This window comes from Pseudomonas poae (assembly GCF_001439785.1).
GTDB lineage: Bacteria > Pseudomonadota > Gammaproteobacteria > Pseudomonadales > Pseudomonadaceae > Aquipseudomonas > Aquipseudomonas poae.
The window spans coordinates 93042-106461 of the sequence record NZ_JYLI01000002.1 but is presented as its reverse complement, the minus strand read 5'-3'; the positions used below and the strand labels follow the sequence as shown (position 1 = coordinate 106461).

Annotated in this window: 13 protein-coding genes; 5 read left to right on the top strand and 8 right to left on the bottom strand. The window is 62.4% G+C overall.

The window, feature by feature from the left end:
• Window positions 1–22: 22 nt before the first annotated feature.
• Window positions 23–958, bottom strand: a complete 936-nt coding sequence (gene bipL / locus TU75_RS02135; protein WP_003234732.1) for a phospholipase BipL — start codon at window positions 956–958, stop codon at window positions 23–25.
• 99 nt (window positions 959–1057) lie between these two features.
• On the opposite strand from bipL, the gene TU75_RS02130 reads away from it, so the two are divergent.
• From TU75_RS02130 to TU75_RS02120, 3 genes are all read left to right on the top strand, one after another.
• On the top strand, window positions 1058–1642 hold the full coding sequence (locus TU75_RS02130; protein WP_060548080.1) for a DUF6436 domain-containing protein: 585 nt from the start codon (window positions 1058–1060) through the stop codon (window positions 1640–1642).
• Window positions 1643–1741: 99 nt separating this feature from the next.
• Window positions 1742–2098, top strand: a complete 357-nt coding sequence (locus TU75_RS02125; RefSeq protein ID WP_003234735.1) for an EamA family transporter — start codon at window positions 1742–1744, stop codon at window positions 2096–2098.
• Entirely contained in the window at window positions 2098–2511 is a 414-nt protein-coding gene (locus TU75_RS02120; RefSeq protein ID WP_003234737.1) for a DMT family transporter, read from the top strand. Before TU75_RS02125 ends, TU75_RS02120 begins: the two co-directional genes overlap by 1 nt.
• Here TU75_RS02120 and TU75_RS02115 read toward each other — a convergent pair.
• Together TU75_RS02115 and TU75_RS02110 are read right to left on the bottom strand one after the other, a co-directional pair.
• Window positions 2477–3355 carry a hypothetical protein gene (locus TU75_RS02115; RefSeq protein WP_060548079.1) on the bottom strand — a complete coding sequence of 293 codons (879 nt, stop codon included), beginning with the start codon at window positions 3353–3355 and terminating at the stop codon, window positions 2477–2479. The two genes, TU75_RS02120 and TU75_RS02115, sit on opposite strands and share 35 nt — an antisense overlap.
• Window positions 3352–4458: a GNAT family N-acetyltransferase gene (locus TU75_RS02110; RefSeq protein ID WP_082630268.1), complete on the bottom strand. Its 1107-nt coding sequence runs from the start codon at window positions 4456–4458 to the stop codon at window positions 3352–3354. The genes TU75_RS02115 and TU75_RS02110 overlap by 4 nt, the downstream gene beginning before the upstream one ends.
• A gap of 148 nt (window positions 4459–4606) precedes the next feature.
• On the opposite strand from TU75_RS02110, the gene TU75_RS02105 reads away from it, so the two are divergent.
• Window positions 4607–6961: a penicillin acylase family protein gene (locus TU75_RS02105; protein ID WP_060548078.1), complete on the top strand. Its 2355-nt coding sequence runs from the start codon at window positions 4607–4609 to the stop codon at window positions 6959–6961.
• A gap of 33 nt (window positions 6962–6994) precedes the next feature.
• Here the strand turns inward: TU75_RS02105 and TU75_RS02100 are convergent, their stop codons facing one another.
• The gene (locus tag TU75_RS02100; RefSeq protein WP_060548077.1) at window positions 6995–7960 is read right to left on the bottom strand and encodes a GlxA family transcriptional regulator; all 966 of its coding nucleotides are present in this window, start codon (window positions 7958–7960) and stop codon (window positions 6995–6997) included.
• A 241-nt stretch (window positions 7961–8201) separates the two neighbouring features.
• On the opposite strand from TU75_RS02100, the gene TU75_RS02090 reads away from it, so the two are divergent.
• Window positions 8202–8843 carry an HD domain-containing protein gene (locus TU75_RS02090; RefSeq protein WP_060548075.1) on the top strand — a complete coding sequence of 214 codons (642 nt, stop codon included), beginning with the start codon at window positions 8202–8204 and terminating at the stop codon, window positions 8841–8843.
• Between the two features lie 325 nt (window positions 8844–9168).
• On the opposite strand, the gene TU75_RS02085 is transcribed toward TU75_RS02090, so the two are convergent.
• The 4 genes from TU75_RS02085 to TU75_RS02070 all read right to left on the bottom strand — a co-directional run bounded on the left by TU75_RS02085 (window position 9169) and on the right by TU75_RS02070 (window position 13269).
• Window positions 9169–10053, bottom strand: coding sequence for an ABC transporter permease subunit (locus TU75_RS02085; protein ID WP_060548074.1), 885 nt, complete (start codon window positions 10051–10053; stop codon window positions 9169–9171).
• Entirely contained in the window at window positions 10050–10970 is a 921-nt protein-coding gene (locus TU75_RS02080) for an ABC transporter permease subunit (RefSeq protein WP_060548073.1), read from the bottom strand. The genes TU75_RS02085 and TU75_RS02080 overlap by 4 nt, the downstream gene beginning before the upstream one ends.
• The gene (locus TU75_RS02075; protein ID WP_003234749.1) at window positions 10967–12109 is read right to left on the bottom strand and encodes an ABC transporter ATP-binding protein; all 1143 of its coding nucleotides are present in this window, start codon (window positions 12107–12109) and stop codon (window positions 10967–10969) included. Before TU75_RS02075 ends, TU75_RS02080 begins: the two co-directional genes overlap by 4 nt.
• 65 nt (window positions 12110–12174) lie before the next feature.
• Complete coding sequence (locus tag TU75_RS02070; RefSeq protein WP_060548072.1) at window positions 12175–13269, bottom strand: polyamine ABC transporter substrate-binding protein; 1095 nt, start codon at window positions 13267–13269, stop codon at window positions 12175–12177.
• Window positions 13270–13420: the final 151 nt, after the last annotated feature.

Here is a 13420-nt window from a genome sequence, read left to right as displayed (position 1 = left end):
CCTTCCCAGCTTGCGACCTGAATTACTTCAAGTGGTCCGTCAAATAACGGAAGTACTCTGCACGAATCGGCGCAATCTCATTGGCCAGATGATGCCTGCCCCTGGGCAACATCAGCACCTCGGGTTGTTCGAACTTGCTGCGCAGCACCTGCAGGTTGTGCTGCCAGTCCACCGTCATGTCTTCCTCGCCCTGCACAATCACCACGCGCCTTGCGCTGCGTGGCGCCGCTTCGATGCGCTTGATCCATTGCACCAGCGCCCCCACCCAGGCGGTGGGCAATTGCCGGGGTTGCAGCGGGTCGGCCTCAAGAAACGGTTTGAATTCGGGGTCGTGGGTGTTCTCGCTGAACCGCCGCGCGATGCCTTTGACGAACGGCCGCAGCAGGTAATAGCTGAGCTGCGACCAACCCCAGGCGCGCGGACGCACCAACGGCGACAGCAGCAGGACCTTGCCTTGGGCCGGGCTGTCGGTGCCGTGGCTGAGCAAGTGGTCCACCACCACCGCGCCGCCGGTGCTTTGCCCGAACAAATGCCAGGGCTGCGGCAAATGCAACGCCCGGGCCTGCTCGAACAACCCGTGCACCACGTGCTGATACACCGCGAAATCATCGATGCTGGCGCGCATGCCGCTGGACAAACCGTGCCCGGGCAGGTCGCAGGCGATCACCACAAAACCCTGTTCCAGCGCCCAGTCCACCACATGCCGATACAGCCCCATGTGGTCATAGAAGCCATGAAACAGAAACATCGTCGCCACCGGCACCGGCGGCCACCATACCTGCGCCACCACCTCGAACCCGTCCACGTCGAAGCGCCCCAGACGGCTCGCCACCTTGCGCGCAGGCAAGTCGAGCCCGTAGAACCGCTGGTACACCCGCGCCTCGGCTGACAGCGGTTGCGCATCCACCAGCGGGCGCAAACTGGCGCGCAGGTGATCGGGGTCAAAGGTGACAGGCATAAAGGGTTCCAGACTCACGGTGAAGATGAAGATCGAGCCGCGATATTCATCTGTCGGGGCAGGCATGGCAAGCTACGCGACCCTTGAGGATCAATCCGAATGCGACAGACCCACCGTTCCGCCCTGTTCGCCGGCCTGTTGCTGGTCCTCTGCGCTGGCGTGCTGTGGGCGGCGTATGCCTGGTTTCAGGGCCGCTACCTGCGCGCCTTCAGCGCACACACGACGGTGTTCTCCGGCGATTCGCTGCGCCTGCCCGCCGAACTGACCGGGCCCGGCCCGATTCGTCTGGTGCACTTCTGGGACCCGGCCTGCCCGTGCACGGTCGGCAACCAGCAGCACCTGGGCGAACTGATCGAGCACTACGCGCCCAAGGGCGTCGAGTTCTACGCCGTGCAAAAGCCCGGCAGTCAGGGCCGGTTGCCCGCCAACCTGCTGGCGCTCAAACCGCTCGACTCGCTGCCCGGCGCCGACCAGCTGCCGGCCAGCCCGGCCGTGGGTATCTGGGACCGCAGCGGCAAGCTCGCCTACTTCGGGCCCTACAGCGAAGGGCTCACGTGCAACGCCGGTAACAGTTTTATCGAACCGATCCTGCAGGCGCTGGAGGGCGGACGCGAGGTCAACGCCACCCACACCCTCGCGGTGGGCTGCTATTGCCAATGGAGTTCGGCCGGCGCTGCACCCTGAGCAGGCAACCTGAACGTAGGCTGTTGCGCCAGCGAACTTCGAAAACCGTGTCGACCGGCTGCGGTATGTTGGCCGCTCCAAGACCACCGCACAGATCCCATGAGCCAACTGACCTTCATCCTCTGGATCCTCAACGTCATCGTTGACACCTCCGGCCAACTGGCCTTCAAGGCCGCCGCCACCAACAGCGCAGAGTTTTCCGGCATGGCCCACTGGCGCCACATGCTCGCGCGCCACTGGTTCTGGATCGGCATCGGTCTCTACGTGATCGAGTTCGTGCTGTGGCTGGCCTTCCTGTCGCTGGTGCCGTTGTCGGTGGCAGTGATGCTGGGCTCGTTCAATATCGTGGTGATCATGATTGCCGGCCGCCTGTGGTTCAAAGAAAGCCTGACCAAATGGCGCTTGATCGGCATCCTGCTGATCGCCCTGGGCACTGTCGTTGTGGGGTTCGACTGATGAAGCGTTTTTATATCCTGGGTTTTCTCTCGCTGATCTTTTTCGACACCCTGGCCCAGGTCAGTTTCAAGTATGCCTCGATCCACGCCGAGCCCCTGGCCATGGACGTGGCCTGGCTCGCCAGGGTGTTTGGTCACCCCTGGATCTACGGCGCGTTTGTCGGCTACATCGGTGCGTTCTTCACCTGGATGACCTTGATGAAGCACGCGCCCATCGGCCCTGCGTTCGCGGCGTCCTACCTGGAGCTGATCAGCGTGACGCTAGTGTCGGTGTGGCTGTTCGACGACACGCTGACAATTGCCAAGGTCATCGGCGGTCTGCTGATCGTGGCGGGTATTCTGTGCCTGGCGCGCCAGGAAAGCCCCGAGGAAAAGGGCGTTACCTGGCAGCCCAACCTTGATGAATCTGCCTGACCAGCCGCGCGTTCAGCGCGTTCTGTTGCTGCTGCCAGATCCGCACCTGATCCGGCGGTAGCGCCACCTGGCCGTCCGACGCACTCAGCCAGCGCTTGAACGCGCCCTGATAATGGTATTCGGACACGTCGCCAGTGATGTCGGCCCCGATAATCCGGCCCTGACAGGCCTCGATCAATGCGGCCAGGTGATGCTCCAGAAACTCACCCTGATCCCAGTTGGTGTTCACCACGTCCGGGCTCAGCACGTCCTTGTCGATGGACAGGTACACCGGCAGCGCGCGATCAAACTGTGCCAGAAATGCGCTCATCAGCTCATCGGCATCGCCAAAGGCGCGATTGCTGCGGCCACAGCCAACCCAGTTCATCCAGCGCGTGTCGACGTTGACGTTCCAGTAGGTCAGCTTGCCCTTGAGCAGCGGCGACCAGTGATTTTCCCAGGCGTGGCCCCGGCCGATGTCCTGCGAGCCGATACCCAGCACATGCACATGCTCGACCTGCGGCAGACGGCTGGCCCAGTACACCCATGAACCACAGTGGATGCCGAACGGGTAGCGCATGTTGTCGGGGTGGTTGTCGCAGATGATCAGCTGAAATGTCGGCTGCGCGGGCAGGCGCTTGAGCAGCAGATGACTGAGGTGGTGATAGTCGCCGCTGCCGGTAAATACACAGCCATGCTGGCCGGGCATGCGCGCATCCAGGGCTTTTTCCAACGCGTTGAACTGCTTCCAGCGACAGCCGAAGCGGATGGTTTCCTGCCAGGCCTGCAACGGCAGGTGCACCGCGTCGGGAATGTCACTCACAGCCGCGTCGAAATCGAGGATCAGCGGTACCAGGGCCGTCATGAGATGTGCTCCCGATGCCATTGGGTGTCGCTTTCAAAGTGATGACGCCAGTGGTTGCCCAGCTTGCGCAGCAACGGGTTGCGCACCCACACCAGATGGCGGGTGAAGGTGAAGCTGGCGCCGAGGCTGGCCTTGACCTCAGGGTCGGTCCAGCCCGCCACGTAAAAAGCCAGGCCCTGGGCGATGGCGTATTCCAGGTTCACGAACCAACTGACCACGTACAGGTTGAAGTCCAGCGCCAGCGGGTAGTTGAGGCCGATGTACTTGTCGAGCAACTTGCCGTCCTGCACGTAGCACAGGTTGTAGCCGACCAGTTCGTCGCAGTGCCAGTAACAGAACACGTGCCCATGGCTGTGGGCGTCGCGCAGCAGCTCGGTGAAGAACGCCGGCGTGAGCAGGTCAAAATGGATGTCGCTCTGGTCGTAAACCGCGCGATACAGCGCATAGAGGCGCGCCAGCCAGGCGTCGTCGTTGAAGCGCGCGTCGCCGGTGTGCAGCACCTCGATCTGCAGCGCCTCGCGGCTGCGCAGTTTGCGCCGGATATTGCGGCGACGGCTGTGGGACAGGCGCGCGAGGTAGTCGTCGACGCTGCTGAAGTCGATCGGCACATATGCCAGCGCCTGGCCTTCCACGCTGATGAAGCCGCGGCGCGTGCAGTCATCGATCAAGGCTTGCGCGTAGTGATTGTCTGCCTCGCTCAGCAGCGGCGATTGGCACGGCACGTCCTTGACGATGGTGAGCGCACGCTGCGGCGCGCATTCATATTGCAGCCATTGGGCAAGGTCCTGGGGCGGCACACCCTGGGGAAACGGCGCATATTCGCTGACGGTGGTGCCCACGAAGCAGCTGTCGATCCGCAGCCAGGCCTGCCAGAGCCCGTAGCCTGGCCAGCCGCGCACACGTTCCACGAATGCGTCGTCGGCGGTGGTCAGCAGGTCGAAGGGCGTAAAAAAGTGCGGCAGGCCCTGGCGGGAAACCTGCGCGTCAAACCCAACAGGCGGGTGTCGCAAAAAACCGGCAATCAGCGAAGGCGACTCCAGGCAGCCGGTGTAAGCCAACTCGGGACGCAGCGGGGCAGGCAAAGGTTGCAGGGCGCAGGTCATGGTAAAAAGCTCGAAAGTATCCCGCGCCATAGTGCCCCAGCGACGTGCGGCCCACTTGAACCTCGGCTGTCGAGGTGGCGTTCGGCATTTCATCGCCAAACCCATTAGACTTCGATGACCTTTGAAGGCGACTGACCAAGGACCGTCCATGAAACGCAGCCTGATCGTGCTTGCCCTGCTGATTGTCGCCGTCATGGCCGGCGTTGGCGGGTATGTCTACAGCAAACAGCCGACCCGCCAGGGCACGGTGACACTGGCCAACCTGCAAGGCTCGGTCACCGTGCGCTACGACGAGCGCGGCGTGCCGCACATTCGCGCTGGCAACGAGGCAGACCTGTATCGCGCCCTCGGCTATGTGCAGGCCCAGGACCGGCTGTTCCAGATGGAGATGATGCGGCGTCTGGCCCGTGGCGAACTGGCCGAGGTGCTGGGGCCCAAACTGCTGGAGACCGACAAGCTGTTTCGCAGCCTGCGCATTCGCGAGCGCGCCGCTGACTATGTGGCGCACATGGATCACGAGTCCGCGACCTGGAAAGCCCTGCAAGCCTACCTCGACGGAATCAACCAGTATCAGGCCGGCCACCCCAGCCCCCTGGAGTTCGACGTGTTGGGCATTGCCAGGCGACCGTTCACCGCCGAGGACAGCGTCAGCGTCGCCGGGTACATGGCCTACAGCTTTGCCGCCGCGTTTCGCACCGAGCCGTTGCTGACCTATATCCACGACCAGTTGGGCAGCGACTACCTGAAGGTCTTCGACCTCGACTGGCAACCCAGGGGAGCGCTGAACCTGGCGACCCGCGACTGGCAACACCTTGGCGCCCTCGCCCGGTTGAGCGACCAGGCCCTGGCCGACAACGGTTTGCCGCAGTTCGAAGGCAGCAACGCCTGGGCCATCAGTGGCAGCCGCACGCAGAGCGGCAAGCCGTTGCTGGCGGGCGATCCACATATTCGTTTTTCGGTGCCGTCGGTGTGGTACGAGGCGCAGCTGTCGGCGCCGGGTTTTGAGCTGTACGGCTACCACAACGCACTGTCGCCGACGGCGTTTCTGGGGCACAACCTGGACTTCGGCTGGAGCCTGACCATGTTCCAGAACGATGACCTCGACCTGATCGCCGAGAAGACCAACCCGGACAACCCCAACCAGGTCTGGTACCACGGCCAATGGGTGGACATGACCAGCAGCGAGCAGCAGATTGCGGTCAAGGGCCAGGAGCCGGTCACCCTCACCCTGCGCCGCTCGCCCCACGGCCCGATCATCAATAACGTGCTCGGCGATAACACCGGCACGACGCCGATTGCCATGTGGTGGGCATTTCTCGACACCGACAACCGCAGCCTTGAAGGTTTCTACGAACTCAATCGCGCCGACACCCTGGACAAGGCGCGCGCCGCGTCTTCCAAAGTGTCGGCGCCGGGCCTGAATATCGTGTGGGCCAACGCCAAGGGCGACATTGGCTGGTGGGCGGCGGCGCAATTGCCGATTCGCCCGCCGGGCGTGAAGGCCGGGTTGATCCTCGACGGCAGCACACACGAGGGCGACAAACTGGGCTTCTACCCGTTCAGCGCCAACCCGCAGGAAGAAAACCCGGCGCGGGGTTACGTGGTGTCCGCCAATGCCCAGCCGGTATCGCCCACCGGCGTGGAAATCCCCGGCTATTACAACCTGCCCGACCGGGGTCAGCAGTTGAATATGCAGTTGAGCGACAACAGCGTGAAGTGGAACGTCACCAACAGCCAGGCCCTGCAATTGGGCACCACCACAGCGTTCGGCCCGCGCCTGCTGGCGCCGTTGTTGCCGGTGCTGCGCGAGGAGGTCAAGGACCCGGCCCAGTTGCGGTTGGTGGAGCAACTGGCGGTGTGGAAAGGTGATTACCCGCTCGACTCCACCAGCGCCACGCTGTTCAACCAATTGCTGTTCAACCTCGCAGAGGCGGCGTTCCAGCCGAAACTCGGCGACGCACTGTTCAAGACCCTGCTCAGCACTCGCGTGATCGACGCCGCGCTGCCGCGCCTGGCCGCGTCAGCGGACTCGCCCTGGTGGGACGGCAAGCGCGCCGACACCGTCAAACGCGCCTGGGACAACAGCCTGAGCCATTTGAAGGCCACCTTCGGTGAGGATCCGACGCAGTGGCAATGGGGCAAGGCGCACACCCTGACCCACGGCCACCCGCTGGGCTCGCAGAAACCGCTGGACCAGATCGTCAACGTCGGCCCCTTCCCGGCGCCCGGCACCCACGAAGTGCCGAACAACCAGTCAGCCCCTATCGGCCCGGCGCCCTGGCCCGTCACCTACGGCCCCTCTACCCGACGCCTGATCGACTTCGCCGACGCCGCCCACGCCCTCACCATCAACCCGGTCGGGCAAAGTGGAGTGCCGTTCGACGCGCATTACAGCGACCAGGCACAGACCTACATCGAAGGCGGTTACGAACAGGCGCATTTCAGCGACGAGGAAGTCACCGCCAACACGCGCGGCACGCTCAAGCTGCTGCCAGCGCGGTAGGCATTGGTCGAGCGGCACTCTCAAACCGGTGCCTCAAACCGGTGCGGCGAAGTTGAGCCTGAACCGCTGCGGCGTCACCCCCAGCCGGCGGCTGAACACCCTGCGCATGTGCTGTGCATCGCGAAAGCCGCATTGATAAGCCACCGTCTTGAGCGGCGCGCGGGTGCTTTCGAGCATCACCCGCGCGGCGTCCACGCGTGCACGCTCGACGAACTCCGCCGGGGTGATGTGCGCTTCACGGGCGAACACCCGGGAGAAATTGCGCGCACTCATGCTGGCCGCCCTGGCCAGATCGGCGATGGTCAAATCCCCGGTTAAATTGGCCAACACATACAACTGCACCCGAGCCACCGCCGAGGACGTGTCGGCATGGGGTGTGAGAAATGGGCTGAACTGCGACTGCCCGCCCGAACGCTGGGTGAACACCACCAGGCGCTTGGCCACGCTCAAGGCCACCTCCGGCCCGTGATCCTGGGCCAGCAGGTACAACGACAAATCGATACCCGCCGTCACACCGGCCGAGGTGTAGAGGTTGCCGTCCTGCACGTAAAGACGGTCGGCCTCTACCCGCGTCGAGGGGCACAGACGCGCCAGGTCAGCGGCATCGTTCCAATGCGTTGTCACGGTTTTCCCGCCCAGCAAACCGGCACGCGCGAGCATGAACGCGCCGTTGCAGATCGACCCGAAGCGCTGCGAGCGGGCCGCTGCGCCGCGCAGCCAATCATAGAACTGCGCGCCGAAGTCCTCGAAGGGCAACTGCGGGCCGCCGGCGACCAGCAGCAGGTCACAGGTTTGCAGAGCTTCGCTGTAGTGTTTGTGGGCTTGCAGCGACAACCCATTGGAGGCGGCCATCACGCCGTGACCCACACCGATCACTTCCAGTTGGTAATGGTCCTCGGGCGCGAGGAATCGGTTCGCCTCGCAGAACACATCCATGGGTCCGCTCACGTCCAGGGACTGGACGCCGGGGAAGATGAGGATGGCGACGGTTTTGTGCATGGGCGAACCTTATATCTCGGGCTGACGTAAAACCCCTGTGGGAGCTGGCTTGCCTGCGATGCAGACGACTCGGTCCATCAGGTATACCGAGGTGATGCTATCGCAGGCAAGCCAGCTCCTACATTTGATCGTGTACGCCTTGGCACGATGTCGCGCCAGATTGGCCGGGATCGCACCCTCGTCACCCTGGCCGCTTCGTGGGCGCGCGACCAGACTGGATGCATTCCACAGGAGAACCACCATGACCACTACCATCGCCGGCATCAAGATCCCCGACAGCGCCCTGGCCAAGGCCACTACCGAGTATATCCGCGACATCGAAACAGACCTGCTCTACCACCACTCGCGCCGGGTGTTCCTGTTTGGCGCATTGAGCGGTGAACGCAAGCAGTTGGCGTACAACCCTGAGCTGCTGTACGTCGGCGCGATGTTCCATGACCTGGGCTTGATGGAAGGCCATCGCAGCGACGACGAGCGCTTCGAAGTGGACGGGGCCAATGCGGCGGCGAAATTTCTCAAGCCTTACGGACTGAGCGATGACGATATCGAGCAGGTATGGCTGTCCATCGCCCTGCACACAACCCCGGGGGTGCCGCAGCATCTGCGCCCCACGGTGGCGCTGGTAACCGCCGGTGTGGAAATGGACGTGCTGGGCATGGACTACGCCGCGTTCAGCAGCGCGCAGCGCGAGGCTGTGGTGCATGCGCATCCACGCGGTGAGGGGTTCAAGGAGTGCATCATCTGCGCATTTGCCGACGGCTTGCGCCATCGTCCGCAGACCACGTTTGGCAACGTAAAGACCGATGTTCTGCTGGACCAGGTGCCGGGGTTCAAGCCGACGAATTTTGTGCAGGTGATTCGCACGTCGCCGTGGGCAGCGTAATCAACTTGAAATGTAATTAAATGTGGGAATGGGCTTGCCAGTTAAGCGCACATCCCATGTGGGAGCGGGCTTGCCCGCGAAGGCGGTGGGTCAGTCAATATCAATGTTTGCTGGACTCCGCCTTCGCAGGCAAGCCAGCTCCCACATTTGATCGCGTTCACACCCCATACCGGCCCGCTCTCAGGCCGCCGGGTTAGCCGCGCTGGGCCAGGGATGGCCCAGCGCTGCGGCCCACGGTCGCCTTCGCGGGCAAATCGAATCGTCGAACCGCCGCTCCCACAATTGACTGACACCCTGCAATCGGGAGCAAGCCCCCTCCCACATTCTAAACCGGAGCCGGCGCCCGACGCTTGTCCGGCTGTTGCCAGCTATCCGCCGCTGCTTCTTCGATGGCTTGCTGGATCGCCTTCTTGCGATGCTCTTCGGCGCGCCGGCTGAAGAACCACACCAGGAACGTCACCAGCGACACCGCCAGCAGAATCAAACTCGCCACGGCGTTGATCTCGGGTTTGACCCCCAGACGCACCGCCGAGAACACTTCCATCGGCAAGGTGGTCGAACCCGGCCCCGACACGAAGCTGGCCAGTACCAGGTCGTCCAGCGACAGTGCAAACGACATCATGCCGCCCGCCGCCAGCGACGGTGCGATCATCGGGATGGTGATCAGAAAGAACACCTTCCACGGCCGCGCGCCCAGGTCCATCGCCGCCTCTTCAATCGACAGGTCCAGCTCACGCAGCCGCGCCGACACCACCACTGCCACGTACGCCGCACAGAACGTGGTGTGGGCGATCCAGATGGTGACGATGCCACGCTCCTGGGGCCAACCGATCAGTTGCGCCATGGCCACGAACAGCAGCAACAGCGACAGACCGGTGATCACTTCGGGCATCACCAGCGGCGCGGTCACCAGGCCGCCGAACAGCGTGCGGCCCTTGAACTGGCTGATGCGCGTCAGCACGAAGGCCGCCAGGGTGCCCAACGCCACGGCCGCCACCGCCGTGTAGCAGGCGATCTCCAGCGAGCGCGCCACCGAGCCCATCAGTTGGGTGTTGTCCAGCAGGCCCACGTACCACTTGACCGACCAACCGCCCCACACCGTTACCAGTTTGGATTCGTTGAACGAGTAGATCACCAGGATCAACATCGGCAGGTAGATGAACAACAAGCCTGCGACCAGCATGAAGCTGGAGAAACGAAAGCGCTTCATATCTTGCCCTCCAGCTCTTTGGCCTGGCTGCGGTTGAACAGGATGATCGGCACGATCAGGATCGCCAGCATCACCACCGCCAGGGCGGACGCCACCGGCCAGTCACGGTTATTGAAGAATTCCTGCCACAGCACTTTACCGATCATCAGGGTTTCCGGGCCGCCGAGCAGTTCCGGAATCACGAACTCGCCCACCACCGGGATAAACACCAGCATGCACCCGGCAATGATGCCGTTCTTGGACAGCGGCACGGTGATTTTCCAGAAGCTGTTGAAGGTGCTCGAACCGAGGTCCGATGCGGCTTCCAGCAGGCTCTGATCGTGCTTCACCAGGTTGGCGTACAGCGGCAGGATCATGAACGGCAGGTACGAATAGACCACGCCGATGTACACCGCAATGTTGGTGTTGAGGATCTGCAGCGGCTCGCTGATCAGCCCCATGGACATCAGGAAGCCATTGAGCAGCCCGTTGTTGCTGAGGATGCCCATCCACGCATACACGCGGATCAGGATCGCGGTCCAGGTCGGCATCATGATCAGCAGCACCAGCACGGTCTGCATCTCTTTGCGCGCGGTGGCGATGGCGTAGGCCATCGGGTAGCCGATCAACAGGCACAGCAGCGTACTGAAAAACGCCATTTTCAGCGAGCCGAGGTAGGCGGCGATGTACAGTTCGTCGCCCGCCAGCAAGCTGTAGTTGGCCAGGTTCAGCACCACTTGCAGCTTCTGCTCGACGTAGGTGTAGATCTCGGTGTACGGCGGGATCGCCACATCGGCTTCGGCAAAGCTGATTTTCAGTACGATGAAAAACGGCAGTGCAAAAAACAGGAACAGCCACAGGAACGGAATCCCGATGACGACCTGCTTGCCATTGGGGACGAGGCGGTTCAAGAGCCGCTTGAGTTTTTTGGTGTTCATGAGCGCAGTACCACGCCGCTGTCGTCTTCCCACCACACGTATACCTGATCACCCCAGGTGGGGCGCTGGCCACGGCGCTCGGCGTTGGCGACGAAGGACTGCACCAGCTTGCCGCTCGGCAGCTCCACGTAGAACACCGAGTGGCCGCCCAGGTAGGCAATGTCGTGCACCTTGCCGCTGGACCAGTTGTGTTCGCCCGTTGGCATCTCGGAGGTGACCAGCAGTTTTTCCGGGCGGATGGCGTAGGTCACCGACTTGTCTTCCACCGAGGTGGCGATGCCGTAGCCCACGTAGATATCGCGGTCCAGGTCCGGGCACTTGAGCACCGCGTGGCCTTCGGCGTCGTCCACCACCTGGGTTTCGAAGATGTTGACGTTGCCGATGAATTCGCACACCAGACGGCTGGTCGGCGTTTCGTAGATATCGATCGGGCTGCCGATCTGCGCGATCCAGCCCAGGTGCATGATCGCGATGCGCTCGGCCATGGTCATGGCCTCTTCCTGGTCGTGGGTGACCATCACGCAGGTCACGCCGACGCGCTCGATGATTTCCACCAGCTCGAGCTGCATCTGCGAGCGCAGTTTCTTGTCCAGCGCGCCCATTGGCTCATCGAGCAGCAGCAGCTTCGGGCGCTTGGCCAGAGAACGGGCTAGGGCCACACGCTGACGCTGGCCGCCGGACAACTGGTGCGGCTTGCGTTTGGCATATTGGCTCATCTGCACCAGTTTGAGCATCTCGGCCACACGGGCATCGACTTCGGCCTTGGGGATCTTGTCCTGCTGCAGGCCGAAGGCGATGTTCTGCGCCACGGTCATGTGCGGAAACAAGGCGTAGGACTGGAACATCATGTTGATCGGCCGCTCGTAGGGCGGCATGTCGGTGATGTCCACACCGTCGAGGTAGATGCGGCCTTCGGTCGGACGCTCGAAACCCGCGAGCATGCGCAGCAGGGTGGACTTGCCCGACCCCGAACCGCCGAGCAAAGCGAAGATCTCGCCTTTCTTGATTTCCAGGGACACATCGTCCACGGCAATCGTCTCGTCGAACTTCTTCGTGACCCGGTCGATTTTGACCAGCACCTTTTTCGGTGTCTGGTCGCCCTCGAGGGCTTTCTTGTAGGCGCCGGAGGCAACAGCCATTTACGAAACTCCCAAAAAAAGAGTGCAGCTCGCCCAATGCGGGCGAACCCTGGATAAGTTGAGCGCTACTTGCCCGTCTTGACCTTGGTCCAGCTACGGGTCATCAAGCGTTGCACCTTCGGGGGTAGCTCGAAGTTGACGAATGTCCGGTCGAGAACCGCCTGCGGTGGGTAAACCGCTGCGTCGGTGCGTATCGATTGCTCCATCAGCGTGTCCGACCCCGGGTTGGGGTTGGCGTAACCGACGTAATCACTGACCTGGGCGATCACCTCAGGTTGCAGCAAATAGTTGATGAAGGCGTGGGCCTCTTTGACGTTGGTGGCATCCTTGGGAATCGCCAACACGTCGAACCACAGGTTGCCGCCTTCCTTGGGAATCGCGTAGGCGATGTTCACGCCCTTGCCTGCCTCGGCCGCGCGGGCCTTGGCCTGGAACACGTCGCCGGAGAAACCGGCCGCCACGCAGATATTGCCGTTGGCCAGGTCCGAGATGTATTTGGAGGAGTGGAAATAGGTCACGTAGGGCCGCACTTTGAACAGCTTTTCCTCGGCCTTCTTGTAATCGGCAGGGTTGGTGCTGTTGGGGTCAAGGCCCATGTAGTTGAGCACCGCCGGCAGCATTTCATCCGCCGAGTCCATGAACGACACGCCACAGCTGGCGAGTTTCTTCATGTTTTCCGGCTCGAACAGCACTGCCCAGGAATCGATATGGTCGACGCCCAGCACCTCTTTCACTTTATCGACGTTGTAGCCGATGCCGTTGGTGCCCCACAGGTACGGCACGGCGTACGCGTTGCCCGGGTCATTCTTTTCCAGGCGTTTGAGCAGGGCCGGGTCGAGGTTGGCGTAGTGTGTCAACAGTGACTTGTCGAGCTTCTGGAACGCCCCGGCTTTGATCTGCTTGCCCAGAAAATGGTTGGACGGCACCACCACGTCATAGCCGGTGCGGCCGGCCAACAGCTTGCCTTCCAGGGTTTCGTTGGAATCAAACACGTCGTACACGGGCTTGATGCCGGTGGCCTTTTCGAAGTTGGCCAGGGTGTCGGGACCGATGTAGTCCGACCAGTTATAAATATGCACGGTGGGTGCAGCCTGCACGCTGACAGCCAGCGTGATACCTGCACCCACCAGCAAGGCTTTGCGAAATAAAGAAATTGGCAAGTGGAGGTCCTCTTCAATAGTTGGCCCTGAAGTTGTTGCCCGGCAACAAAACCGGCGCGCAACTTACCTTCGATAAATCGATCCGGCAAAACTTTCTTTCATTTAATTAATGTGTGGGAGGGCGTTTGCGCCCTCCCACAGGCAGCAGGGC